Annotated in this window: 21 protein-coding genes and 2 pseudogenes; 16 read left to right on the forward strand and 7 right to left on the reverse strand. The window is 33.4% G+C overall.

Annotation, left to right across the window (positions count from 1 at the left end):
• Positions 1 to 252: 252 nt before the first annotated feature.
• The 10 genes from MHH45_RS26610 (at position 253) to MHH45_RS26655 (ending at position 11,828) form a co-directional block, all read left to right on the forward strand.
• A complete protein-coding gene (locus MHH45_RS26610) occupies positions 253 to 1,098 on the forward strand; it encodes an exonuclease (RefSeq protein WP_016115667.1) in 846 nt (281 codons plus the stop codon).
• A 1,002-nt stretch (positions 1,099 to 2,100) separates the two neighbouring features.
• The gene (locus MHH45_RS26615; RefSeq protein WP_088094232.1) at positions 2,101 to 4,191 is read left to right on the forward strand and encodes a right-handed parallel beta-helix repeat-containing protein; all 2,091 of its coding nucleotides are present in this window, start codon (positions 2,101 to 2,103) and stop codon (positions 4,189 to 4,191) included.
• Positions 4,192 to 4,329: 138 nt separating this feature from the next.
• On the forward strand, positions 4,330 to 4,518 hold the full coding sequence (locus MHH45_RS26620) for a hypothetical protein (protein ID WP_140386074.1): 189 nt from the start codon (positions 4,330 to 4,332) through the stop codon (positions 4,516 to 4,518).
• A gap of 242 nt (positions 4,519 to 4,760) precedes the next feature.
• Positions 4,761 to 5,309, forward strand: a complete 549-nt coding sequence (locus MHH45_RS26625; protein ID WP_016115664.1) for an AarF/UbiB family protein — start codon at positions 4,761 to 4,763, stop codon at positions 5,307 to 5,309.
• A 760-nt stretch (positions 5,310 to 6,069) separates the two neighbouring features.
• Positions 6,070 to 6,726, forward strand: coding sequence for a PIG-L deacetylase family protein (locus MHH45_RS26630; protein ID WP_016115663.1), 657 nt, complete (start codon positions 6,070 to 6,072; stop codon positions 6,724 to 6,726).
• Positions 6,723 to 8,051: a glycosyltransferase family 4 protein gene (locus tag MHH45_RS26635; RefSeq protein WP_016115662.1), complete on the forward strand. Its 1,329-nt coding sequence runs from the start codon at positions 6,723 to 6,725 to the stop codon at positions 8,049 to 8,051. The genes MHH45_RS26630 and MHH45_RS26635 overlap by 4 nt, the downstream gene beginning before the upstream one ends.
• The gene (locus tag MHH45_RS26640; protein WP_016131780.1) at positions 8,041 to 9,216 is read left to right on the forward strand and encodes a carboxylate--amine ligase; all 1,176 of its coding nucleotides are present in this window, start codon (positions 8,041 to 8,043) and stop codon (positions 9,214 to 9,216) included. The genes MHH45_RS26635 and MHH45_RS26640 overlap by 11 nt, the downstream gene beginning before the upstream one ends.
• Positions 9,217 to 9,221: 5 nt before the next feature.
• A complete protein-coding gene (locus MHH45_RS26645) occupies positions 9,222 to 10,277 on the forward strand; it encodes a phosphotransferase (RefSeq protein ID WP_170927949.1) in 1,056 nt (351 codons plus the stop codon).
• Between the two features lie 38 nt (positions 10,278 to 10,315).
• Positions 10,316 to 11,644: a glycosyltransferase family 4 protein gene (locus MHH45_RS26650; protein WP_016115659.1), complete on the forward strand. Its 1,329-nt coding sequence runs from the start codon at positions 10,316 to 10,318 to the stop codon at positions 11,642 to 11,644.
• 7 nt (positions 11,645 to 11,651) lie between these two features.
• A complete protein-coding gene (locus MHH45_RS26655; protein ID WP_170927950.1) occupies positions 11,652 to 11,828 on the forward strand; it encodes a hypothetical protein in 177 nt (58 codons plus the stop codon).
• A gap of 220 nt (positions 11,829 to 12,048) precedes the next feature.
• Here the strand turns inward: MHH45_RS26655 and MHH45_RS26660 are convergent, their stop codons facing one another.
• Positions 12,049 to 13,110, reverse strand: a complete 1,062-nt coding sequence (locus MHH45_RS26660; RefSeq protein ID WP_016131778.1) for a DUF3900 domain-containing protein — start codon at positions 13,108 to 13,110, stop codon at positions 12,049 to 12,051.
• A gap of 162 nt (positions 13,111 to 13,272) precedes the next feature.
• Entirely contained in the window at positions 13,273 to 13,599 is a 327-nt protein-coding gene (locus MHH45_RS26665) for a hypothetical protein (RefSeq protein WP_016115657.1), read from the reverse strand.
• Between the two features lie 405 nt (positions 13,600 to 14,004).
• Here MHH45_RS26665 and MHH45_RS26670 point away from each other — a divergent pair, with 405 nt between their 5' ends.
• On the forward strand, positions 14,005 to 14,916 hold the full coding sequence (locus MHH45_RS26670; RefSeq protein ID WP_016115656.1) for a VanW family protein: 912 nt from the start codon (positions 14,005 to 14,007) through the stop codon (positions 14,914 to 14,916).
• A gap of 773 nt (positions 14,917 to 15,689) precedes the next feature.
• Here the strand turns inward: MHH45_RS26670 and MHH45_RS26675 are convergent.
• The 3 genes from MHH45_RS26675 to MHH45_RS26685 all read right to left on the reverse strand — a co-directional run bounded on the left by MHH45_RS26675 (position 15,690) and on the right by MHH45_RS26685 (position 17,618).
• Entirely contained in the window at positions 15,690 to 16,142 is a 453-nt protein-coding gene (locus MHH45_RS26675) for a DinB family protein (protein ID WP_016131777.1), read from the reverse strand.
• A 19-nt stretch (positions 16,143 to 16,161) separates the two neighbouring features.
• Positions 16,162 to 16,695: a GNAT family N-acetyltransferase gene (locus tag MHH45_RS26680; RefSeq protein ID WP_088094234.1), complete on the reverse strand. Its 534-nt coding sequence runs from the start codon at positions 16,693 to 16,695 to the stop codon at positions 16,162 to 16,164.
• A gap of 503 nt (positions 16,696 to 17,198) precedes the next feature.
• A complete protein-coding gene (locus MHH45_RS26685; protein WP_088094235.1) occupies positions 17,199 to 17,618 on the reverse strand; it encodes a CbrC family protein in 420 nt (139 codons plus the stop codon).
• A gap of 356 nt (positions 17,619 to 17,974) precedes the next feature.
• Here MHH45_RS26685 and MHH45_RS26690 point away from each other — a divergent pair, with 356 nt between their 5' ends.
• Complete coding sequence (locus MHH45_RS26690) at positions 17,975 to 19,360, forward strand: FAD-binding oxidoreductase (protein ID WP_016115653.1); 1,386 nt, start codon at positions 17,975 to 17,977, stop codon at positions 19,358 to 19,360.
• A 36-nt stretch (positions 19,361 to 19,396) separates the two neighbouring features.
• A pseudogene (locus MHH45_RS26695) lies at positions 19,397 to 19,900 on the forward strand (SDR family NAD(P)-dependent oxidoreductase); the annotation flags it as partial.
• A 142-nt stretch (positions 19,901 to 20,042) separates the two neighbouring features.
• Here MHH45_RS26695 and MHH45_RS26700 read toward each other — a convergent pair.
• Positions 20,043 to 20,798 (reverse strand): cell division protein FtsQ/DivIB, encoded by a 756-nt coding sequence (locus MHH45_RS26700; RefSeq protein WP_229161828.1) that lies wholly within the window; start codon positions 20,796 to 20,798, stop codon positions 20,043 to 20,045.
• A 767-nt stretch (positions 20,799 to 21,565) separates the two neighbouring features.
• Positions 21,566 to 22,447 carry a VanZ family protein gene (locus tag MHH45_RS26705; RefSeq protein ID WP_016131771.1) on the reverse strand — a complete coding sequence of 294 codons (882 nt, stop codon included), beginning with the start codon at positions 22,445 to 22,447 and terminating at the stop codon, positions 21,566 to 21,568.
• Between the two features lie 990 nt (positions 22,448 to 23,437).
• Between MHH45_RS26705 and MHH45_RS26710 the strand changes: the two genes are divergently transcribed.
• From MHH45_RS26710 to MHH45_RS26725, 3 genes and pseudogenes are all read left to right on the forward strand, one after another.
• Entirely contained in the window at positions 23,438 to 25,549 is a 2,112-nt protein-coding gene (locus MHH45_RS26710) for a peptidoglycan D,D-transpeptidase FtsI family protein (protein WP_088094237.1), read from the forward strand.
• A gap of 77 nt (positions 25,550 to 25,626) precedes the next feature.
• On the forward strand, positions 25,627 to 26,157 hold the full coding sequence (gene lepB / locus MHH45_RS26715) for a signal peptidase I (RefSeq protein WP_016131769.1): 531 nt from the start codon (positions 25,627 to 25,629) through the stop codon (positions 26,155 to 26,157).
• A gap of 525 nt (positions 26,158 to 26,682) precedes the next feature.
• Positions 26,683 to 26,980 (forward strand): annotated as a pseudogene (locus MHH45_RS26725) (efflux transporter periplasmic adaptor subunit); the annotation flags it as partial.

Here is a 26,980-nt window from a genome sequence, read left to right on the forward strand (position 1 = left end):
TATGTTTATCCCGCTATTCGCGTGCAGTAATACGCTCACCTCAAAATTCGACGAAAGCAAAGAAGCTAGACGAGAGATAAAGCAAACCTCGCTGATTAAAGCTTTACTTTATATACAAAAAAATTTAGTTATTTTTGACTGAATATTCAAAAAAGAAATCTCAGGATCTTTTTTATAAATTTTGTTTTGTGTATTTGTACAGTGGGGAATATATAATTAAAAATATAATCAGATAAGGAAGAGGGATATGACTTGAATGAACTTAAATATTATATTGTCTTTGATGTTGAACGGAATTTTCGACCTTATAAATTGCAAGATCCCTTGGAAGTGGTTGATATTGGGGCAATCAAGGTAGAAGCAAGTACAATGCGTATAATAGGACAATTTTCTTCACTTGTTAAACCAACCGCACCTCTAACTCGCCATACAACAAAATTAACAGGCATTACAAAGCAAGATCTAAAAGAGGTAGAAATGTTTCCAGAGGTAATGGAACGATTTCTTCAATTTGCTGGGGATGATTATATGTTTATAACATGGGGAAAGGAAGACTATAAATTTCTTGCGCAAGATTGTAAGCTACATCATATAGAATGCCCTAATATAGAGAATGAGAGAAAATTTGATTTGCAAAAATTTGTATTTCAAGCATATGATCAATTATTTATACATACACCAAGTTTAAAATTTGCGGTGGAACAATTTTCTTTAGAATGGGAAGGAAAGCAGCACCGTGCCTTTGCAGACGCTAAGAATACCTTGAATATCTTTCTTAAAGTATTCAAGGAAAAGGATATTTATAAGCGGTATAAACGAAATGAAGAACTCGTACTTGTAAAGAATGGTTTATTAACTGAAAAAGCAAAAAAGAAAATGAAAAGATGGGTATTTAAAGAATTAAAGAAAAAAGAACACAGTCCATTTACTTGGGATGATTTTCAAAATAGCAAGACATGGGGGAATATAACGGAACGATATTATATTGATAATAACACAATACGACTTTTACAAAATTATTTTACTATGGCTGTAAAGAAAGGTGAGCAGCAGTTGCGAGTGTTAGAAGAGATAAATAACAAAATAAATGATGCATAGTCAAAAGTTAAAAGTGTTCGTGTAAATGAATATAAAAAGATTTATTTTTTTAGTCGAGCTTCTTTGATTTGAAGAACGATGATTATAAATGTTAGAATTTTCCGGAATTTAATGTATGAAATTGCATTGTTTTTTGAGGTGAATAGATGAAAAAATTGTACTTAGTAATAAGTGTGCTTCTAAATTTTATTTTTGGTTTTCTTTTTGGGTATGCTCTTTTAGGGGTATTAATAACTGTTTATTCAATCAATTGTCTATTTAATGGTTGCTCAGATATGGTAGAAGAATGGGTGGGTATTGTTATGGGTTTAGTTATTACTTTGATAATAAGTGGTATTCTTTTTCCGATGATTATATTTACGAACAGAAAGTTTTTACATGCTGTGAAGATGAGAAAAAAACATTATTTCCTTGTCATTCCCCCTTTTTTTATTCTAGGTACTTTTTTTAGTTTTTATTTAAGATCGAGCCATATCGGTCCATTTTAAAGAAAGTGCGGCATTTCCCGTGATTATTCCCCTCTCATCAGTTGTTTCTTACGGACAATTCTCCTTGAGCTGTCTTCCTTAAATTCTGATATATTTTATTGTAGTTTAAAGATAACTGCTTTTCTTCAGTTCTAGTAGTTATACAAACAATAGCCTGATAGGATATATTGAAGAAATGTCATCTTTTTGAATTCTAATAGTAGGTTTTCGTGTCCGGATATGTATAGTAACTAAGGTACAGGCAAAAGGATGTGAGTAAAAATAAAAGAGCGCTACAGAATAGCGCTCAATAAAAACTATAATATGGAAGAGGGGATGCAATTGTAAAATAAAACTGGTCTTTAAAAAGGTGATTCAATCTTTTAAACATTGTTAAATCTAACGAGAGAATATAACTGTTTTTTTATGAATAGGACTGTAAATTTTAGTGATTTTTAAAACAGTTTCCTTTTATAGGGACGGTTTCTTTTATCAATGAATATACTATTTTAAGAAAATGAAGGGGTGAAGAGAATTGGATTATTTAATTGAATTAAATCAGTGGGGTATAAAAGAAGGATTCCCCACCAAGCCCTATGCAGATGCTGATTATATACAAGCTGATAAGAATATACAGGGAATAAACAGTGCATTACAATTTGCGGCGGCTAACAATTATGCTGAAGTGACTCTTCCAAAGGGGAATTATGCGATCTGTTACCCTCGTGAAATCGCTATGGTTTCTAATATTGACTTTAATTTAAGTGGTTCAACACTAAAAGTAATATATGATTCTAACAAAAAATCACCATTCGATAATAGAACAACTACTGATTATTACAACTTTAAAGGAAATAGTGTTGTTTTTAGCAAAAACACTAATTCTCATTTATTTGGCGGAACCGTCATTGGATGTAGGGATGATAGGAGTTTCTCGAATCCTTTAGAAGCAGCAATGGAGCACACATATGGAGTTCTCTTTCAAAGAAGTTCAAGTTATTGTTCTATGACAAATTGTACAGTTCGCGATTACATGGGTGATAATGTTTCATTTAGCTCAGATTCTATATATAACTATGGTGAATTTGATCAAGGACTTACATTAAGTGCTTTAGATTACACAACTGGACAACCAATCACCTCGGCTAATACACTCATAACAAAACTGTTAAACATACCTCAAGATTTAACACCAAAGATAAATTCTTTCCTTATAGCTGGCGCAGGATACGCTAGAAAAACTAATTTGAATACTAAAGAATTGGACATCTTCTTTTACGACAATAGCAACAAATTCATAGGGGTTATGAAGAAAAGACGAATTTATACCGATATTTCTATTCCTGTTACTGCAACTAAGTTTAGATTGCAGTATTACAATGAAACTAACCCAAGTAAGAATATGCAGATTACTATTATGTTTGGCGGGATTCCCCATCATAATACAGTGAAAAAGTGTGAAATATTTAATGGGCATAGGGGCGGTATTACTTTAGGTGGTAGCTATAACAAAATTGTAAACAATAAAATCCGTGATAATGGAAAAGGTTTGGTTAGGTTTTTGGATGGAAAACCGCTTTTCAATGACCCGACTAGATATTCGATAAATATGGAAGATAGTTATGGGGCAAGTTGTACGATAATAGATAACGAAATTTACGGTAGTTATCATGGTATCTTAGTCGGGTGTTACGATGTTTTAATAGAGCACAATCACATTTACAACATTGATAATATTGCAATCAATTTGTATTCTCTCGTGCATGCAAACATTAAGGATAACTTCTTATACAACTGTCAAAACAACATTGGCCTTATGACTTCTAATTTCAGTGCGGCGTTTGTGAATATCGAAGGCAACAGCTTTACAGGTGGCATCATGAATGTAACTAGTGATTCATACAGGGTTTCATTATCAAACAATCAATACGTAAATCCTGACATGATTGCAATGGGCGATAATTGCACGTTTGATAATAATTACATTATTTTTACAGAAAATCTAGTTACTGCACCGTGGCTAAAGGCAAACAAAATAAGCAGATGTACCTTTAAATCTGTCCCTATACAAAAGGAAATGACGTTTAAAGTGAAAGAGTATGATAATTGTAGATTCGAAAACTTACGAGTCAGATCTGAAAATCCAAATCCTAAGAATGTAGATGTCTGTGAATTCACTAGATCAGAATTTATTAATTGTGAGCTGAGAAATCATATGTTTAGCGGACGCCCCATGAACGTTAAGGTTACTAAATCAAAGCTTATAGATACGACCTGCGAAGGCGGTATTACAAATGTGGACAACCAAGTATCATACACGTCATTAGAAGAATGCGATATCACTATCAATACCAAAAATAATCTGTTTTTATCAGATACAAACAGACCCTATACAATTTATAAAGCAGCAAATTGTATAGTCACGATAAACAATACATCTTTTGGTGCCTTATTAGCATCTGGCTCAGCTAATGCAGCGAATGAACTAGTTCTAGAAGGAAATGAGTTTGTTTATACAGGCTCTACACCTTTGAATTTAAAATACTATACAAATAAAAATCATATACGTAACTTTGTTGATTCAGACAATATTTTTACAAATATCACTTTACCTACTGTTTCCTAATGAAGACTAAGTGTATGTGAAGCAATAAAAGAAACCGGCTATGTAATAAGAGTCGGTTTTTAATACATAACGTATTTATTCCATGTTAAGCGGGGGCAACCGGTTTAATAGGGTCAGTCACCCCTGGGAAAATTGTCCATGAAGGACGGTATCCTCATTCCGTTTCAACTCGTTCGAATCATTAACGAAAGATATCCATACTTAGGAAATTTGTTTGCACCACAAGTATTTTGCCAGTTGGTTATCGATACGGTTACGGTTTGTGGCTGGTCAGTTTGGTTGAAAGTGAAAATTTGGATGAAGTTGGTTTTTACTGAGTGCAAATAAGATTGAAGTAAAGGATAGAAAAGTAATTTGGCTTGATGACAATGGGATGAAGCCCCCCCACTGATCAAACTTTCACTTTATTGCATTTCAAGGTTTTAAAATAATATCTATTAAAAAACCATATGAATTGAATCAAGTTATCAAAATATATATTAGTCTAGGTTACATATGTAAGTGATGAATCATAGAATATGAGGTGATACTATTGCAAAAACACGAAATCCTTATTAAGGAGCGATCAAATGAAGACATACTTTAATAAAAGAAAAATCAGCAGAAGAGACTTGAAGGAATATAAGCTCATTGGGGATGGGAAGGATGGAGAGGTATATCAATTAACCCATGATAAATGTGTGAAAATGTTTTTCCTGGAAGAAACTCAAAAAAAAGAGTTGAAAGCTCTGGTAATTGGACAATCATCACCTATTATTCCACGACTTTATGAATATGGAGAGAATTATATTGTCATGGAGTATATACATGGAATTTCACTTGCACGTCACTTAAAAAAAGAAAAACAGATCACTGAAGAATTAACTGAAAAAATATTAATAATGTTGGATGAATTGAAAAAGATCGGATTTACCAGATGGGACACGGAAGTAAGACACGTTTTAATAAATGAAGAAGGTCAGTTAAAAGTTATTGACCATAAAAGAGCTTTTACCTCAAATAGCAAGGCTCCTATTAAATTATTAAAGGGGTTTAAAAAATTTGGATTGTCACAGGATTTTTTAAATAATGTGAAGAATATACCTTCTTCTGTTTATAATACATGGGTGAAACATTGATAAAAAACAGAAGTGTCTTGCGCATAACGTTTTTTTATATTGAAACCAACACTTTGTTTTTTGATCACTTCCTTCTAGAATTCATCGCATAGAGGCAGAAATACACATGCAAATCTTGATAGACTATAAGGCTGTATTAAAGATTGATTAGTAGTAATGAGCAGTCTTTAATACAGGCTTATTTTATCCCGCTACATTAAATTTGGGCAGGGAGTAAAGAAGTTAGGTGGGGAATAAACTGTCCATAAAATCCTGATTGGTGCGGGCTAATGATCAGTGAAGATGAAGAAAACCTCCATTGGTCAAAGTTTCACTTTATTCTTTAACAAATGGCAGGACCAGTGAATGACCCCTCTCTAACATTCTAACGAGCTGTTTGAAGAAGGCGCTTCCTGTTTCATAGAGCGTTGCTGATTGGATACCCAATCAGTCTGACGTACTCTCCACAGGAGTCGTTTATACTGTTCGGACACAACCTTGCCCTACATTTAATACGAGAATGTATGTTCGTTTTTCTTCCTGTCACTAGCGTATACTATGTTGCAAAAAAGGAAATAAAAACTTCGTGCTATCTACGACCACCATTCATCCCCTCCCTACGACCTGGGCCATGCCCTGCACATGCTTAAGGAAGGGGACTTCTGTTGGAATCCTGTTAAAAGATGATAAACAATAGAACAGGCTCTCCGCTAATGACAGTTTCTTTTTGCAGCATCAATCATAAGTTAAGTAGTACACGGTATAAGGAGTGATAAAAAAAATGAGAGAGTGTGTTTTAGTCATTGGTGCTCACCCTGACGATGAGCTATTAGGAGCCGGCGGGACTTTAAAAAGACTAGTAGAAAATGGCTATCGGGTAATTTCAATCATTACTGCTTTAGGAAGAAAAGAGGAAGCCCATCACATACAGCAGCTAAGCCGGTGTGCAAATAAGGTAATTGGTATTGAAGAAGTGATATTCCTCAAGCATGCTAATTTAGAGTTAGAATTAATTCCGCTGCATCAGTTAACGAAAGAAATAGAACAATTAATACAGACCTATAAACCAAGTAAAATCTTCACCCACCATTATGGAGATGTCAATATTGATCATTTAATTACTTTTCAAGCGGTTTTGACCGCGACTCGACCTCTGCCGAACCAAAAACCGATAGAATTAATTACATTTGAAACGGTTTCCTCTAGTGAGTGGAATATCCACACGAATGATAAAGTTTTCAAATCTAATTATTTTGTCGACATTACAGATCAAATGGATTCCAAAATTGCGGCGCTCAAACATTACGATGTAGAAATGAGAGATTTTCCTCATCCTCGTTCATATGAAGGAGTTCAGTATTTAGGAAGAGTTAGAGGAATGACGATTGGCGTACAATACGCTGAAGCGTTCGAAGTGGTAAGGAGGATCTGGCGATGAAAAAGAAGCTTATGTTTCCATATCCCTATGTAATTAAAGAAATGGATAAATATTTTGGAATTCGTTCGTTCTCATTTCAAAAAAAGAAGAATGAAATGTACGAACGTTATACAAATACAGGGCCAAAGACAGTCCGAAAGAAAAGCCTTTCTATATTAATTGCTACGTTTTGGGACTATCCTCATACTGGAGGTTTATCTAATTATATTACAGCACTTAGTGAAGGGTTAAGACAACAAGGACATCAAGTCGACATTATCTCTCCTAATCAATTTCCTCGGAGTAAAGTAGAGACCCTGCGTGAAGTAATTGTTCCCAGCTTAAAAGATTTCTTTAATACACGTTATGGAAGTTATAATAGCATGATTTTGAAAAGTCACAGACATATGTATATCTATGAAAAGATGCTTCTTCACAATATCGACTTAAAAAAATATGATATCTTCCATGCGCAAGATTTGTTTACAGCGAATATATTAGGAAGAATCAATGTATATTACGGAAAACCTTTGTTGTTTACACCCCATGGGATGTTTACCTTTAACCGGCTGAAATTTGGTATATTTAAAAAAGGTTCGCTGGAAGAAGTCTATTATCAAACATTAGAAAGAAAAGCCATTGAATTTGCCAATCACCTTATCATTCTCAGTGATTCATTTCGTGATCCGTTAATGCAGCTAGGGACCAAACAAGAGAACATGACAACTGTACTTACGGGTATTGATTACCCTGAGAAGTATCGCACAAAAAATACATCAGCACACAAGAAGGTCGTTATTACATGTGTAGCGAGATTAGGCCCAAGAAAAGGCCATAATGTATTATTTGACGCACTTTCAAAGCTGAAAAGAAAATATACTGATAACATTAAAGTGCTCATTGTCGGAGATGGTGAGATGAGAGACACTTTAGAAAAGCAAGTCGATTCTTTGGGTCTTTCCATGGTGGAGTTTTTAGGGGCAAGGGATGATGTGCCAAACATTTTAAGCAAAACCGATGTTTTTGTACTTCCAACCCTAAACGACAGCCTGCCTATTTCTATCATTGAGGCCATGCATAGTGGAGCTTGTGTCATTTCGACAACATCGGGAGGCATACCTGAATTGGTGAATCACTCCAAGACAGGCATTCTAGTCGCTCCAGGAGATACAGCTAAACTGGCACGTGCATTAAAGTTCGTCATTGCAAATCAGGAAGGTCGGGAGCAGTTGGGTGAAAATGCAAGAAACTTTGCTAAAAAACATTTAACTAGAGAGACAATGACAGCTCATATTGAAAAGATCTACAAAAAGTATTTGAGTGAGGAAGAATTCTATGAATCATGAACACGCAGCAGTTGTACTGGACTTAAGTGCCAATGGAATCGGAATCATCAGAAGCTTAGCGAGAAAAGGGATCAACGTTTATGCGTTCGATATAGAGAAACCTTATAAGATAGGAAAATCACGTCTTGCTTCATGTGGAGTATGCCCAAGTCCTTTATCAGATGAAAAGGAATTACTAACTTTTTTAATCAATTTGGCTAAAGAATTTAAACTGAAACCGATTTTGTATACAGGTGCGGATGATTATGTGGTGTTCATTTCAAAATATCGAATGGAACTGTCTAACTACTATTTATTTTTGTTTCCTGAACATTCGCTGATTGAAGAAATACTGGATAAACACAAAATGTATGAATTAGCAGTGAAGCATAATATTCCATGTCCTAAAACGTATGTGATCGAACATAAAGAACAAATTGAAGAAGCGATATTGTCTCTGGATTTCCCATGTATATTAAAGCCGACTTTGGGCCATGAGTTTCGAAAAAAAATAAATAAAAAGGCCATATTCATAAAAGATCCAGATCAACTAAGAAATGAGTATGAATTGTATCGGCAGCATGGAAAGCTCATTATTCAGGAAATCATTCCTGGCGACAATCAGCATTTTTATAAAGTGGCCACTTTTTATGACGACAATATGGAGCTACTAGCGTTATTTTCTTTGCAAAAGAATCATCAATTCCCAGCTGAATTTGGAACGGGAGCTCATATTGTTAGTAAACAAATTCCAGAATTGGTGGATATATGTTTACCATTTTTAAAAAAAATGAACCTTAAAGGTATTGGTATGGCAGAGTTTAAAAAGGACCCCCGAGATGGGGTTTATAAGTTTATTGAAATAAATCCTCGTTTTTGGTTAACGCATAGCTTGACAGGACCTGCTGGCGTGGATTTTGTTTATATGTATTATTTATATTTAACCAAGCAAAACCCCGTGCCGAGGCTCAAACAAATAGACGGTGTCAAATGGATTTATCTTGTGCGGTATTATTTAACGTTCCGCCACAAGAAAAAAAGAGCCGAAATGACGTGGAAAGATTTTTATGAAGGCTTGCGAGGCAAAAAAGAGTTTGCTTTGTTTGCATGGGATGATCCAATGCCGTTCATTAGAAGCACGTGGTCTCATTTGAAGAACGCCTGGAAACAAAAACGAAAGGAATGAAAACGTTGTACGAGGCAAAAGTATTATTCCATCATTTTGAGAAGTTGAAGATTTCAGAAAAGCTTTCTTATTCAATGGCTGAGAGGGTTGTAATAGACCCTGCTAAAATCGAGTGTCTAAAATCAACAACAAGAATGAGTATCTACAAATTATCTCTTCGAAAAAAAACGAATCATTATCCCATTATTTTGAAAATATATTATTCAACAAACTATAAAAATGAAGTAGAGATTAATGTATATCAGAGAGCTTATCCTATATTGAAAGAGTTTCTTCCTCAAATATACCATGTTGAAAAAAGCGAAAATGACACCTGGATATTCATGGAATTTGTTCAGCAAGTACGCGGCCAGATCACCTTCTCCCCGAAACATTTTGACTACATTATCCCCACCGTTGCCAAACTTCACGCACACACATTTGAAGACAACTTTAAAAAGCATAAAGATGTTTGGAAATCTTGGCTTCCTATTTATGAATCAAGCCACATGAGAAGTAATCGAGCCAAATATATTGGAAAGACGATTGCTTTTCTCGATGACGCAGCGAAAGACGACCGGTTAAGGGAGATCATTAAACCCTATCATAAACCGCTAATAAAACTATGTCATAAGGGACCGGATTTTTTCCCGGAACTATTTGAAAATGGTTCATCTATAACGCATGGTGATCTTCATATGCAAAACATATGCAGCAACAATGTGACACCAGGTGCACCATGGAATATCCAGTTTATCGATTGGGAGTCCATTAAGTATGCACCCGTCTGGTTTGATATGGTTGTTTTAGTCGAAATATTATTAGGTTTCAGAAAAGATTGGCAGAGTCATGCAGAAGAAATTCGCACGCATTGTGTGAAATCATATACAAAACAAATGCAGAAGAATGGCATTCAATTTAAAACGGCTCCAATTGACCTTTATAAAATGGCGTATTTGCAGAGAACATTAGAAAAGGGGTTGCATACCCAGCTACGAAGAATATTCGATAACCGCGGTGGCGAGCTATTAACGTATCATCTTGAAAAAGTTTCAACTTGGGGAAGAGAATTAGGTTTATAAGATAAATAAAATTTTCACATTAGCAGAGTTAGGAGGAGATGCTTCTGAATACAATAAAGGAAGAGCGAAATGAATACATCTGTCCTTTCCATGCGAGCCTGCTAAAAGTCATGGATGAATACTATAAAATAGATAGTAAAAAGAATCATTTAATGGAACCATTTCAGACATTTGGAATCAAAAAGAATCGCATACCAAGTAAAACAAATAAACTAAAGATCCTCTACGTAACGTTTTTGCGATATCCAAATACTGGAGGGTTATCAAGTTATATTACTTCCTTAAAAACAGGTTTTGAAAAGTATGGTCATGACGTAGATGTCATCTCACCTACTCAAATGACAGCAGTTCATCTAGAGCAAGATATCCCGCAGGCTGCCGAACATGCAAGGGACTTTCTGCTGCAACGATATGGTACAGTCAATGAAAAAATTATAAAAAACACTAGTTTCATGAACGTGTATAAGTCTTTCTTAAGAGGAAGAAATCTAGAACAATATGATGTGTTTCATGCACAAGATTTATTTTCTGTCTTTTTATTAGGACAACTAAATCTAGAATATAAGAAACCTCTTTTTTTTACACCGCATGGACATTTTACAAAAAGCCGGTTAAAGTTCGATAAAATAAAAAAAGGATCAATTGAGGAAGTTTATTTTAGTGAAATTGAAAAACAGGGAATAAGAGCATCCGATCAAATCATAACGATCAGTAATTCTTTTCATTCCCCTTTAAAAGAGTATGGCGCAAAGATAGAACAACTGGTTACTGTTCATACAGGCATACATTTTCATCAAGCTTCTATACCTAAACAAGAGTATAATGATAATCTTGTAATTTCCTGTGTTTCCCGCCTTTCTCCCAGAAAGGGTCATGACATTTTTCTGAAAGCGCTCTCGCGAATTCAACAAGATTTATCTAATGTAGAAATATGGATTGTTGGTGATGGTGTCATGAGAGAAAGACTAGAAGACCAAGTACTACAACTTGGTCTCGACAATATCAAGTTCTTTGGCAGAAGAACAGATATACCAGAAATCCTTTCCTCTTCTGCTATCTATGTCTTACCTACCATTAACGATAATTTTCCGATTTCAATTATTGAAGCTATGTTTTCTCGTCAAGCTATTGTTACAACAAATTGCGGTGGTATACCAGAAATGATTCAAAACGGAAAAACAGGGATCATTTGTGAACCGGGAAATGTACAACAACTTTCCGATGCTCTTAAATTGCTTTTAGCAAATAAGAATCTTCGTGAACGTTTAGGAAGAAATGCTCAGGAATATTCACGACAACATCTAACTCAAGGTGGGATGATTTCAAAGATAGAAAGAATCTATCACTCTTTTATAAGCGATATGTAGAACATGTATGGAATGTCGTAATAAAAGGAATGATGACTCAATCTATAAAGGAGAAATTCTTCATAGCCAGTTAAATATTAGTAAAGCGATTGAAGTATTAAAATGGAAGCCTGCTTCAGACGTCTCATTTGGTTTAGACCAAACGATTTCTTACTTAAAGAAAGCAAATCAAAGTAAAAGCTGACTTGAAGAAATTTGTATGTATGAAGAATGAATAGATAACTCATATGTGAGGAGCTAGTGTATTTGTCAATTGAAAATCCAGCCATTTTGTCATTAAAAACCCAGTCGTTCTTCTTCGAAGTAATCGAAGAAGAACGGCTGGGTTTTTAACGATTATACGGGCTTACTTTTAGATTATCAAATACAAAAATCGTTTTAGTGACACTAAAATTTCTTTTATTTTACGTCTTACTCGCAATCCGCTCCATTACTTTCTCTAACTCATCCGGCTTCAAAAACTCAATAGGAGAGAATCCCTTCTCAAACGTAAGTGTATCCGCCTCAATCATTAGTACATATTTATCATTAACCTTGGCAATATGAATCTGTTCCCCAAAATCTGCAAGCAATGCCTTCACAGAAATATGATCTGCCTTTAGCTTTAATTCTATCTCAGGGGTATGCTCCACAATTTGCGCTGTAGCTTCCATTACTTCTTCCGTTGTGAAATGTTCCATAATTTCACGCTTAGGACTGGCAGCCCATACTTCCATCGCTTGGTCGAATTGTTCTCGTTCTTCCGTACCTTCTTCAAACACGTCTTCGATTTGGTCGTATACCATGTCCATAACTTGTGTTTTCATAATTTCTGGCATAGAGCGTTCGTATTCGACGAATTTTAAGAAATCCTCAAAGTAGCGTGCGTGTGATGCTTGGTGGATTTTTAGTTCGCCAGGCTCTACAATGCCTTCTTCTGGCATGTATGGGTATTGAATAGATTTCATATTTTTTGTCGTAATTGCCATTTCAACGTTGCGAATAAGTGTTGTTTCGTCGGAAATGGAAGCAACTTTTGGCTCGAAGTCACACTTCATAACGAATACGAATGGATCGTCAAAGTATTTCCTCAGTTTTGCTTGAGCAACTAAAAATACACCACCGCGTACTGCACTTGTATCGATATATGTATAAACGAGAGGTTCACTCATATCTTTAAAATTCTCTTTCGTTTCTGCAAAACGGATACGATTAAATAAATTATAATGAGGGTTGGAATCGAATTCGTGCCCAGTTTCTACAATAAATCGACCAATCTTTGTTGGGGCTTGTTCGGTTTTTGCATGACGTTCTACTTTTCGTTTAGATATTTTTAATAATTCACCATCTAAGAACTCTTTTAAGGGGCTGTCCTCATATTCTTCAGCATCCAACGTTTGAAAATGTTTATATCGCTTATCTGCTTGTTCACCTTTTCCTTCTACTTGTATAACATAGAAGGAGAGGAAGTTTATTTCAAAATCCATATTTATCACCTTGTTTCATTTCATTGACTCTTATCAGTATAGAGATGGAGAAAACTTTCGTCAATTTAATAAAATAAAACGGATAACAGGGGCTTACTATTTGTTAATTTGAAATATAGGAAGGGAGAGTCCCTTCCTTATATAGTTCTTTGTTTTACTAATTTAAAATCCATCCTCAAGTGCTGAAAATGGAATGTTTAGTCGATTCTCTACAGTACGTAAACGCTGATTTAATCGATTGAGTCTACGTGTATGACGTTCTACTGTCTGCTGAAGTTGATTTACTCTTTGTTCTAGCTCATTTACTCGTCTTTCTAACTGACGGCCGCCACTACCTGGAAAGGAAATTGGAATTTGAAATTGTCTATTTGGATCATATGGATCAATTTGTTCTGTTTGTTCTATATATGGTTGATATTGCGATTGCCCGTCATATGATTGTTGATAGTTATAAAGGTTGTAGGGGGCATATGAATTGTAGGGATACATAAACATCCTCCGTTCTCTAAATTTGCTTGAATTCATCATAATGTATGTGTAAGAGCGGATAGGTGGCACGGCAAATACCTATTTTGAATAGGGTGCTTCATCAAATGTATTCAAGAGAATTTGTGATAAGTTTTTATAAATGAGAATTGCCTATGAAGAATTCCAAAATATTAATGTATTAAAATTGTTTTTGAATAATCATTTGGTATATACTGGTTAAATAAGAGGAGCATTACAAACTTAAGTTTCTAAGTAAATATGTGTAGACATTTCTTAAAGAAAAGAGTAATTTTAATATAGTGGAAATCAAATTGTAATATTTTGTAGTCATATTGCAAAGTCATGTAATTATACATACATAAAATTGAAAACAAAGAGTAATGGTAGGGAAAGGGAGAGAGTATATTGTTACGTAAGGTACAAAGTATAGTAATAGGGGCACTATGTGTAAGCATAGTGAGTGGATGTGGTACAAAAATAAGTGAAGTTTCATTGGTAAGTGGCATAGGAGAGCATGCAGTAGAAGCTAAGACTGGTGTCAATGAAAGTGTAAGTTTAGTAGATGCTAGAAGTGGTAAAGAAGTAAAAAATGTTAATATAGCAAGCTTAGGTTATTTTGAAGATGAAAATAAGTTTGAAAAAGAAGTAACGAAGGTTGCTAAGGAAGTCGGAAAAACTATTGATCAAAAGATGGTCCCTTCTCGTATGGCAAGTGATGGAACATGGCAAGAAGGTAAGCCTTCTTATGAGTTAATGGAAAAAGAGCTAGTAGATAAACTAATGAACGTAGGAATGTGGGATTCTTCGTACCAACTACCAATTGTTGAGAAAAAACCTGTAGCGAAGCCGGAAGATGCAAGTGGAAATGGTGCAGTTTTAGGAAGATATGAAACAAACTTAGGTGGTTCTACAGGTGGTAGAATCGAGAATATTCGTTTGTCTGCAAGTAATATTAGTGGTGTCGTATTAGGAAAAGGAGATCGTTTCTCTTTTAACGCATTAATTGGAGATACAACACCAGACAAGGGATATCAGTTAGGAAAAGAGATTGTTGACGGCAAACTAGTAGATGGTTATGGCGGAGGAGTATGTCAAACATCTTCTACTCTTTTTAATGCTGCAGATCAAGCTGGTTTAAAAATGGTGGAGAGAACTACACACTCCAAAACAGTAGGATACGTTCCACAAGGCCGAGATGCTACGATTGCATATCCATATTTAGATTTAGTGTTTGAAAATACAAATGAAGTACCTGTGAAGCTTTATATGAGCATAGAGGGTGGAAAACTTGTTGCTGAGGTACGTGCAGCAAGATAAGAATTACCGTACATAAAAGTCTTATAGATTCAACTAACGATTAGTGGAAGATTAGGGGAATCTCCACTGATCGAAGTTTCACTTTATTATGATCTGAGCCATTCTTTCTAGTATTTTTCTAGAAGGGGTGGCTTTTTGTATACATATAAATCAGTAATGAAAATTTATTCGCTATTCGCGGGCAGCAATACTCCCACCTCAAAAATCAGCAAAAGCAAAGAGATTAGGTGGGAGATAAACTTCCTGTAAAAGCTCGATTTTTGAGGGCTAATAATCAGTGGGGATGAAGCCCCAACCGATTATTAAAGATTTACTTTATCTACTGATTTAAAAAACTTCTTTTGATAAACTAGAATAAATAGGAAATAGGGTGTTTTAAAAGTATATTTACAATGAGACAGCTATAATTTGATATAAAAACGCCAAGTGAACCAAATGAAAGTTTGTCTAAATAGATAACAGTTTTAATAAAGGATAATAGGCATAATTTTGAGGAGGAGAGAACTATGCAATTCATTTTAGAAATGGTAGCAATTGCTGGAATAATATTTATTATTTTGATTTTAGGATTTAGTAAAACGTTAAAAGATGTCAATAGAAGGAAGAAGAATAAAGAAAACAAATGACTCATAATGCATAATGATAGAGAAAAAAGGTGCTTATGTATAGAAAGCATAAGTTTTTTTATAACAAAAATAAGGAGGAGGTGGGGCTGTGAGCTGTCCTCCTTATTTTGGATATGTAATCCAAATCGGGCAAGGGTGAAAAGGAATTTAGTTTTTATGTTTTGTAAATATTTGATTAAGATGATGGTTCATATGATTAATATAATCTGTAACAAGCCATTCTAAAGTTACTTCCTGTTGGTCTTCCAACTTACATGTAAGTTGCCAGTGTTCATTCTTTACATTGCTTAGTAATTTTATCATTTGTATGTTAATAGCTTCCCATAATTTTAGAATTTCATTTGCTGAAAAAGATTGTTGATAATTATGTACTTGCACCCACAAATCTTGATCATAGCCAGTGAGTATAATTGTTTCCTTTGAAGTAAGAATATCAACAAAGCGTCTATGGTTTACCGTACCGGAATCGCAAAGATGACCTAATATTTCTTTTTTAGACCATTTTATTGGGGCGAGTTTTATATCCATGTCAGAAAAAAGTATAATTTTTTGAGATGCAGTATGAATTATATGTTCTAATTGGGTTGCTAATGTAGACATGTGAATCCCTCCATTTTCATTAATAACTGAATGTTTGCAGCTCAATCCAATACCTTTTTACAACATTACCATCTTCTTCGATAAAATCATTATCACGAAGTCCTCTGTTATGCAAAATTGTTTTTTCTGAAGCAGTATTATCTTCATCGCAAACGACAAGTACTTTTGTAACACCTAATTCTTTTATTTTTTCTAATGATAAAGCTAATAATTTTGTAGCATATCCTTTTTGTCTTGCTGAAGGACGAATACCATAACCGATATGCCCACCAGCATTGAATAGATGCTCAGTTAAACGATGGCGAATATTTACAGCACCAACGATCTTGTTATCATTTGTGATAAGCCAATAGGTAGAGTCCGGTACCCAACTATCGGGAATGTTTTTACCTTTCGCTGCATCTAGCAACTCTTGAATCATTGCTGGAAAATTAGAAGGATCTTTTGTGATAACCCAAGGAATCATCGTTTCACCACTATTTTTCCATTCTTGATAGAATTCTAAATATTCTTCTTGTAAGTCAATTGTGGGTTGTACTAAGTAGACATCCATTATTATTAGGCTCCTTTTATATGTTTTTCGAAATATTAAAATAATCTTAACATAATTTGGATGGTAGAGAAATAAAGTACTTGGAGATATTGATGTTTATGAATTTAAAGGATATAGATTAGGAAAAGATTTCTACTCTAGAATCCCTTTTTTCTGAAGTTAAATATTTTGAATTTATGTATGTATAACACCTCTTAAACATGTATTCCAGCATTATAGGGATGAAGAGTGGCCTGCTGATGAAAGGAAGTTTTCTATTCTCTGTGATTCTAGTTCAGCTTTAATTGGTAGTTTCGGAGGAGAGATTAAGCCATCTGCATTAGAGACGAATCATTCAGCAGTAATTGAAGTAATAAAAAATGCTTTTTACCATGATATGATGATGCAGCACATCGAAGAGGATTTTGGGAAAGAATTTCAAGAGAAGTATGGGGAGAATTACCGGAAAATGTTAAGCTATTTCAAAGAGAAAGGCTGGCATATTTAATGACGGCAATTGATATTCAATTTTGTAGCGAACTAATAAAACGTGTAGGAACCCGTTTATATGAAATTGCTAAATGAGCGATTTCTTCCCATTCCACATATCCAATAAATGCACAAAAATCATTACAATGACTCAGCCAATACTCCTGTTGCCATCCACCATATCCAGGCGTTCTATGGATAAGTTCTTTTATTTTTTCTTCATTATTTACTTCCTCACAGGAGTGTGGATCTTGAAATTCTTCATCAAATTTTTTAGATGCATTTCCATTAGCGATACACCAAGGGCAGATGCTTTCTACATTTTCTATAGAATAGAAAGGACCACTATAAACATATTCACGTTCGTTTTTGCAAACAGAACAAGTCGTAAATTCTTTTTTTATAATTCCTAGTTCTAGTGCGTTTGGATTATATTTAAAGGTCGGTAATTGCACGTCTGATTCCCCCTATAAATGATATTTGTATTTATACTGTATTCCTATTGCCAAATTGTAATCAGGTTAATTTGAATATAAACAAAATATCTTTATTTTACAAATATTGCTGGGGATGATTTGACTGGCAAATTAACGAGAAAGAAGATTTTTTCTAATTTCATGTTACATATTTTTGTGAGTTGATTAACTTATGGATGTTCAACTTAATAGTAATTGCGCGGTGTTTTTTATTTAGGACTTGAATTATTAGTTTTTTCAGATTATTATTTATGAAATAGTTCATCAGATGAATCGTTATAAAAAGATCTTAAATTGTATATGAAATCTGTAACAGAATGGTGGGAGAGAATGAAATGAAAGCTGTAACTGCAAATCTGATAATTGCTTTAAAAGAGGTACTTCCTGAAACACAAGTAGTAGTAAATGAAACGGTGAGAGAACTGCACAGTAAAGATGAATCTTATCATCCTAGCAGTCTGCCTGATGTTGTTGTATTTCCAACAACGACAAAAGAGGTTAGTGAGATAATGAAACTAGCGAACAAGTACCAAACACCAGTTGTACCATTTGGAGTAGGCTCAAGCTTGGAAGGTCATGTAATTCCATATGAAAATGGCATTACAATTGATTTTTCACTGATGAATCAAGTGCTGGAGGTAAGAGAAAAAGATTTTCTAGTTAAAGTGCAACCTGGAGTAACTCGTTCACAGCTTAATAAAGAATTAAAAAAGTATGGATTGTTTTTCAGTGTGGATCCAGGGGCGGATGCAACATTAGGTGGAATGGCTGCTACAAATGCAAGTGGAACGACTTCAGTAAAGTATGGCGTTATGCGTGATCAAGTTCGTGATTTAGAAGTTGTACTTGCAGATGGAACGATTATACATACAGGGAATTTAGCTGCAAAGTCATCATCTGGTTATCATTTAAATGGTATTTTCGTTGGATCAGAAGGAACACTTGGTTGTTTTACGGAATTAACGCTAAGAGTATATGGAATACCTGAGCATACGATGGCAGCAAGAGCATCTTTTCCGACAGTGAATGATGCGGTAGAAGCTGTAATTGATATTTTACAAGCTGGCATTCCGATTGCGAGAATTGAGCTTGTTGATGAACTTTCAATGAAACAAGTTAACAAATATAGTGAAACAAACTATAGGGAAGAGCCAACGTTATTTTTAGAGTTTCATGGAAATGAAGCGGGATTAAAACAAGATATTGATTTCACAAAAGAAATTGTTAAAGATCACAAGTGTAAGGCTATTTCATTTGAAACAGAAACAGCAGCAAGAAATAAATTATGGGAAGCAAGACATAATTTAGCATACGCTTATGTTCATAGTTGCCCAGGGAAAAAACTGATGAGTATGGATGTTTGTGTACCAATTTCAGAGTTAGCAAGTGCAATACAGTATGCAAAAGAGACTTTAGATGCTATGGGAATTGTTGGGGGAATACTTGGACATGTCGGAGATGGGAATTTTCACGTTCTATTAATGGTGAATCCAAATGATACAGAGGAAGTGCATAAAACAGAAGCGGCAAATGAAAAAATTGTGATGTATGCTCTTGAGCGCGGTGGAACATGTACAGGTGAACATGGGGTAGGGATTGGTAAACAAAAATATCAAGAAAAAGAGCATGGAGCAGCACTTCTTGTGATGAAAAAAATGAAACAAGCTCTTGATCCGAAAAATATTCTGAATCCAAATAAGATTTTTAAAATTAAAGAATAGGGAATGATTCTGTCAATGATCCACGACTGAAGTCGCGGGTTTGGAAACTTTGCTTCCGTTGGGGAACAAAATTTAAATAAAATTGAGACGATGCTTCACTTGAATATTGAAGCCTTAACCGTTCTGTCCTCTCTTTATGTACGTGACTATGCAGATGTTGAAGGAACGCAAATCATCAATGTTTCTTCAGGAGGAGGATACTTGATTGTTGCTGATGCTGTGACCTACTGCGCGACAAAGTTCTATGTAAGTGCCTTTACAGAAGGTCTCGCACAAGAATTGAAAGGAAAAGGAGCAGCCATGCAAGCGAAAGTCTTGGCTCCTGCTGCAACAGAGACCGAATTTGCGAAACGATCCTATGATGTTGATAATTTTGAATATAATGGTGTTGTTCCTAAGTTCCATACAGCTGAACAAATGGCCGGTTTCTTGCTCGATTTATATGACAGTGGGAAGATGGTAGGAATTGTGAATGGAGAAACGTATGACTTCGAATTAAGAGATCCGATTTATCCGTATGTGACCAGGACAAGAAACTAGTTTTTGAAAATCCCAACATAACAAAAAGCCGATAGTTTTGAAGTGCCTCCCAAAAGTTAGACACATTCTAACTTTTGGGGGGCACTTCAGAACTACAAGTTCTTTTTTCTTTTTCCTATAATAGCAAATGTAATTTCAAGGCTTATAATTTGTTATTTGCAAATATAGAATCTTCTAAGTGAATTACAGGGTATTGTTTAGAATCTAAGTTTTTAGTTATGACTGGATATAGTTCCATTTTTTCAGACAAATCAGTGATTGAAGCGCTCACTGTAAACCCGTTTTTCGCATATAAATATATATGGAATTTATCATTCTTAGTTGGCAAAAAATTAATCTCAGATATTATACTTTGTATTTCGCTTGGTAATTTATTTAACTCCGAAATAAGTTCTCTAAGTTGTTTTTCATCATTTCTAGTAAATTGTTTTATTACAGGTACACTTTTGGAGATTTTATTATTTGTAACTTTATCCAATATTGTACCATTTTCAAGTAGAAGATAATACTTATTATCTTTAATCATATATGCAACAGTGCTATTTTCTTTAACATTAATAGTGACTCGACTTGGAAAGTTCTTTGAAATTTTGACTTCTTTAATCAGATTATTTTTCTGTATTCTTTTTTTTATATCTTCTTCATGTAAATTCCAATAATTATCTTTGTCGCTTAAATTGGATAGACTTATAATTTCTGCTTTTGAAATTATTTCATTTCCAGTTACATATATTGTTGAAATTTTTCCAAAGCGATTAAAAAATAATAACAAAATAAAAGTTATTAATACACATATACTTAATGCTTTTTTCCTTCTAGCTGCTTTTAAATTTCTACTTTGTATTAGTTGTTGATGACGAACCTGTTGGTTAAATGGATATACATTATTTTGATTCATAATACCTTCCTCTAGTAGCCTACTATATTCCATTTAAAAAAATGCTCTAACATTTGTTGTTTAGTATGTTAATGGCCATCATGTACATATTTTGACTTTTTTTACACTGCAGGGTGTATCCCCTAGCTCCTAAAACGGACATAAATTCCTAAAACATTATATACATAATAGAATAATTTCTCAATATAGTTATAATATACAAGTGATATTCTTCACAATTAAATAAACAGATACAGCATTTTAGATTTCTAATTAAAAAATTAGTAACATTTAGTGATATAGTAAATCATCTCTAAGTGTTCTTAAAAAAATATCACCATTTTGTAAATTAATCAAGGTGTCGAAAGAAATTTCATTCTCCCGATATCTAATATAGGGAATAAGGGAAGTAATGCTAAGAAAGATAAATGATTATTTTCGTCGCGGGACTGAGAAGATTCTACCTCTAAGCGTAGGTGGCGAGTAGTTCACAAATGCTTCGTAAAAAATCACATAAACAAAGGGAGAAGAGTGATAAACATTCTTCTCCCTTTGTCTGTAATTAGGGTTAGCATTATACTAATAAATATACGCTGTTGTGAACTGCTAGATGAACAATCCACTTCTAAGATTTTAAAAGAAAGAAATAAATAATAATATGATATGCAATATTGAATATTAAGATATAGGTGTTCGGTATATACCTAAATTGGAAGACTTGTATTTTATATTAAATATATACAAATAAAAAAATACACAAGTATCTAAATTAGCGGATTTCAAATCCATTATTTTTGCCATTCTGTAAGTGTAACATCCCATAGTAATACATCGGTATCAATGAACTTGATACAAAGTTCATTTGCTTTATCCAACTCTATTTCAAAGGAACTTTTTGATGTAGATATGTTTTCTTCAGAGAATTGAACCGTTTGTACATCTTTTCCATCCACAGAAATAATTATCTTTCCAGAACGTTTGCTAGCACCATCTGGGATACCAAGATAGCCCGAAATTTTTACATATTTACCCTTTAACAAGTATTTAAATTGCTGAAAATCTGTGCCATTACTACTATACATATTTAATTTAGATTCAATTTTTTTATGAGCAATTTCAAAACTATGGAAATTTTTATCTTTCGGTGTATATCCATTAGTTTCTGTCAGTTGATTTAGTCCTATAATAGTTCCGTTTTTGAGAGATTGTTGCTGCTTTTCTAATGATTTGTTAAATTCAGCTACAACAACAATCAATCCTAAGGTAAGGATTGATGCTGTTACACAAGTAATAATAAGTTTTTTTAAAAAAGTATTTGAACGAAATCCAATTTTATATGCAACAAATCCTATTGTAGCACCCATTGCATTCACAATCACATCATCAATGTCAAAACCCCCAAGAAAAGTTAGCATTTGTAAAACTTCTAGTATAAGGATTGAAATACAAAATGAGGTAATGAATCGAATGAAGCTACAGCGGTATAACAAAGGAATTAGTACTCCAAAAGGTATGAATGCAGTTAAATTCCCAAAATTAAAAACCCATAGGTTAAAGTCTTCTTCACTTGTCATATTTGGTAATCCTAAAGGAATACTAGTCGGAATTAACTGGTATTGGTATTCATAATTAATATATTTTAATCCCAACCTATCAAAACCAAGAAACATAAAGTAAAGTATTAAAATTGAATAAAAGCCTAATATTGTGAGGACAATCTTACGATGTTTACCTTTGATAATAAAACCTCCTATTACTCAAGAATATTCTTATTGTTTTTATTAAATATGTATTTTTAAAATATAGCAATAAAAACATATTAATATAAGTAATAATGATGCATCAACAAAAAAATAATTTGTCAAAAAGTTAAATTGATAAAGGTGGTGAATAAGTATATCGGAATCAATTTTTGGTGATTTATTTATTTTAAATGTCGTTTAAACGTAATTTATATTTTTGAATAAAACTTATACACTACACTAAAAAGGTATTTTATACAGTTCATTCATAAAACGATTATTAACAATTCGATAAAATGTGTGAGGATTCAAAAAACATTTTTCAAAAAATAACAAAATTGTGGAACACGCTTGTTGAGGAGATTGAACATGAAATGTGTATAATCCGTAGGACAGGGTGCTTACAATTTAGATTTTGGATAAATTTATTGTGGAATAAATTTCATAAAACTTATATATAGAGATATAAAAGTATTGTCATTAAAGATATCTCTAAAGACTCTAAATAGAGAAAGTGTTCTTTAATTTTGTTTGACAGGAAAATTTTCATTTGTATAATAAAGAAATGAGTTTATCTAGGTATTGCTATTTTATTTTTTATTTGAAAATGGATCTGTCGCCCTCACATTAGTAGTTATGTTAGTAACAAACGGATTGGAAACGTTTAATATAATGTCGTTTTTATTTGATTTATAATAATGTTTATTGTTTCTGAAAAGTACGAATACTCCCGTTTAATCACATATTAATAAGATTACTTGGGTATTTGAAGTTGTATTATCGTTAATCGTAAAATGCAATATACTAAATTAGTTAATGATTTTTTATTAGAAATCTATCAGCTGTAATAAACTTATTATTTTTAATTGCATTTAGAACTGTATTATTTTAATATATTGTACTTAAGAGGAGAATGAAATGAAACAAAAACAGAAAAAAAATACTAAAAAAAGTATGATTCCCTTAAGGTTGAATATATTGTTTTTCTGTGTATTTTTACTATTTTCAGCTGTTATTATTCAGCTAGGAAAAGTACAAATCGTTGATGGAGAGAGTTATAAGAATATAGCGGAGAAACAAGGGAATTCCACAATCAGTATTCCCGTTCCACGTGGGCAAATTTTTGATCGAGAAGGAGAAAAAGTTGTTAACAACAATGCTATTCGTACTATTACATATACAAGGATGAAGGGTGTAGATTCAGAAGGCATTCTAAAAACAGCTAGAGATCTTGCAAACGTACTTGAAATGCCAGAAGAAGACATAAATAAGTTAACCGAAACAGATAAAAAGGATTTTTGGGTAAAGTTAAATAAGGAAAAGGCTCAAAAAAAGATTACGAAACAAGATGAGGCAAAATTCCGAGCCAAAAATATTGAAGGGAAAGAGCTTGATAAAAAAATAGAGGAATTAAGACGAGAACGTATCACAGATGAAGAACTAAGCGAATTAACACCAAAAGATTTAAAAGTATTAGCTATTAAAAGTAAAATGAGTTCGGGCTACTCAATGACACCTCAAATTATAAAGAAAAATGTGCCTGAGAAAGAATACGCCATTATAAGTGAAAATTTAGCTAAATACCCAGGGGTAGATACAACAGTTGAATGGGAACGTAATTATGTAAATGGTGATTTATTTCGTTCGGTATTGGGTAATATAACAAATTCTGAAGAAGGACTGCCTAAAGAACAATTAGACTCTTATATGGTACGTGGTTATAGCCGTAATGATCGCGTAGGAAAAAGTTATATTGAACAACGATATGAAGATGTATTACATGGAACAAAAGCAGAAATTAAAAATATTACTGATAAAGAAGGAAACATTATTCGAACGGAAACCGTTTCTAAAGGGAAAAGCGGAAACAATGTAACGTTAACAATAGACATGAAATTACAGGAACAGGTAGAAGAGATTATTGAAAAGCATTTAAAAGCTTTTAAAGGTTCAGAACGTTTATTAGACCGAGCATTTGTTGTTATGATGAATCCAAAAACGGGGCAACTTTTATCTATGGCAGGGAAAAAATTAGTCAAAAAAGATGAAAATATAGAAGTAGAAGATTATGCTTTAGGCACAATGACAAGCTCCTATGAACTTGGATCTACTGTAAAGGGAGCAACACTTTTAACAGGATATGAGACAGGTGCCATAACACCAGGAACATATTTTTATGATGCACCAATGAAATTTAAGGGAACAGCAAAAGCTAAGAAATCTTGGAAAGACTTTGGAACTATTGATGATATAAGGGCATTACAAGTTTCATCTAACGTGTATATGTTTAATACAGCTTTAAAAATTGCAGGTATAAATTATATACCGAACAGTTCTTTAGATATTAAAGCGGCTACATTTGATAAGATGAGATATTATTTTGGGCAATTTGGATTAGGAGTTTCGACTGGAATTGATTTACCAAATGAAACGTTGGGACAACAAAAAAAACAAAATTATCAACCAGGTTTTTTACTAGATTTAGCTATTGGGCAGTTTGATACATATACGCCGTTGCAACTTGCACAGTATGTTTCTACCATTGCAAATGGGGGGTATCGAATGAAGCCACAGATTGTACAAGAAATTCGGGAGCAAACAACGAAAGAAGAAGATATTGGTAAAGTTGTACAAACTATGCAACCCATTGTGCTGAACCGCGTAGATATGAAAAAGGAATATATCGACCGAGTACAAGAAGGCTTTAGGCAAGTGTTCCAAGAGGGTGATGGAACTGGTGTGAGGTATTTCCAAAAAGCTCCTTATAAACCAGCTGGTAAAACAGGAACAGCGCAAACAGTTTATGGAGGCGAGGACCCTGTTGGTAGAGATTCAGAAGGGAATCGTATTCATTGTTACAATTTAACTTTAGCAGGATATGCCCCATATGATAATCCAGAGGTTGCATTTTCCGTTGTTGTACCATGGGTAAATGATGATAAAGGTGGAATTAATTCAATGATTGGTAAAGATATCTTAGATGCATATTTCGCTTTAAAAAAGAATCAAGGAAATAACGTTTCTCCATAAACAAACAAGTTGAATGCTTCTAGTAAATATATATAAACGAAACGCCCCTACATTAAAATTTTGTAGAGGCGTTTTTCATGAAAATAATCAATAAGGAATGGAAAAGCATGAAGCAAAAGAACCCCAAATATTGGCGTAATATAACATTGTTTTTATGGATTACAGTGATGCTTATGATAATAAGTTTAAACTTTTTATTATGTAAAATAGAAGGGAGATCTATGTATCCTACTTTACAAAATGAAGAGTATATACTAGTTAATAGAGCAGGTGCAGCAATTTTTCCATTACGTCATGGAGAAATTGTTATTATAAAAAAACCCAATGATCCTAAGTATTATGTGAAAAGGATAATTGGATTGCCAAAAGACAAAGTTAAAATAGAAAATGATATTCTGTATATTAATGGAAAGGAAAAAAAAGAAAACTATATTTATAAAGATTTAAGTAATAAATCCAAATATCTTGCTAACTTTGAAGAAAGAGAAGTACCTTCAAATAAATTATTTGTAATGGGTGATAACCGTTACCATAGTAAAGATAGTCGAAATGGTCTGGGATATATTGATAGATCTAGTATTGTAGGAACAATAATATATCAATTTTAGTTATTTGAATTTTGATTTTTTCCTTGAAAGTTATTTTAAGTTCATTAACTGTTTGATTCATCGGTAAACACTTTAGATTTGGTATATTTTTTTAAAAAAAACGTGTATAAATATGAAATATTGCATATTGAAATACGTTGATATCCAAATGAATTCTCGCTACTATAAAAGTATAAAAATTTACCACAATTCAATACTCCAAAAAGAGGAGGAAATCATATGGAAATCGCAATTGCAGTTTTGAAATTCATTGGTGGAGTAATTCCATTAGTAACAGAATTATTAAAAGCAGTAATGTAGTTTAGTTTTTGCAATTATTTATATTATATGAAGCACAAAATAAAGGGGTCAGTTTCTTTACAATAAAGGATCGACCTCTTTATTTTGTGCTTCATATAGCCTAAGGTATTAAAAGGTTCTTAGCTTTTATTTTTTGGTTTATAGACAGTTGCTTTAGGGGTTGTCCATATAAATTGTTCAATAAATGTAGGTACTAAATTATATCATCATTAAGGGGAATACATTATGTTACCAACTACAACACATCGATCAACTAAAAAGAAAAAATGGGTTATTATCGGAGTTACTGCATTAATTATTGCCATTGCAGCCGTCAATATTTTTGTTATGCAAGGTAAGAAGAAGGAGACAGCAAAGGGAGACGCTGTTAGCTTTGAGAAAGTAACAGAACGTACACCCAATAATACAAAATTGATTTCTGGACAAGTAAAGCCGGGAAATATCGAGAGCTTCTATGCAGATCCAACAAAAGGAAAAGTGAAGGATATTGCGGTGAAAGAAGGGCAAGAAGTAGAAAAAGGAA

Origin of the sequence: Bacillus sp. FSL K6-0042 (genome assembly GCF_038006685.1) — a bacterium.
GTDB lineage: Bacteria > Bacillota > Bacilli > Bacillales > Bacillaceae_G > Bacillus_A > Bacillus_A pseudomycoides.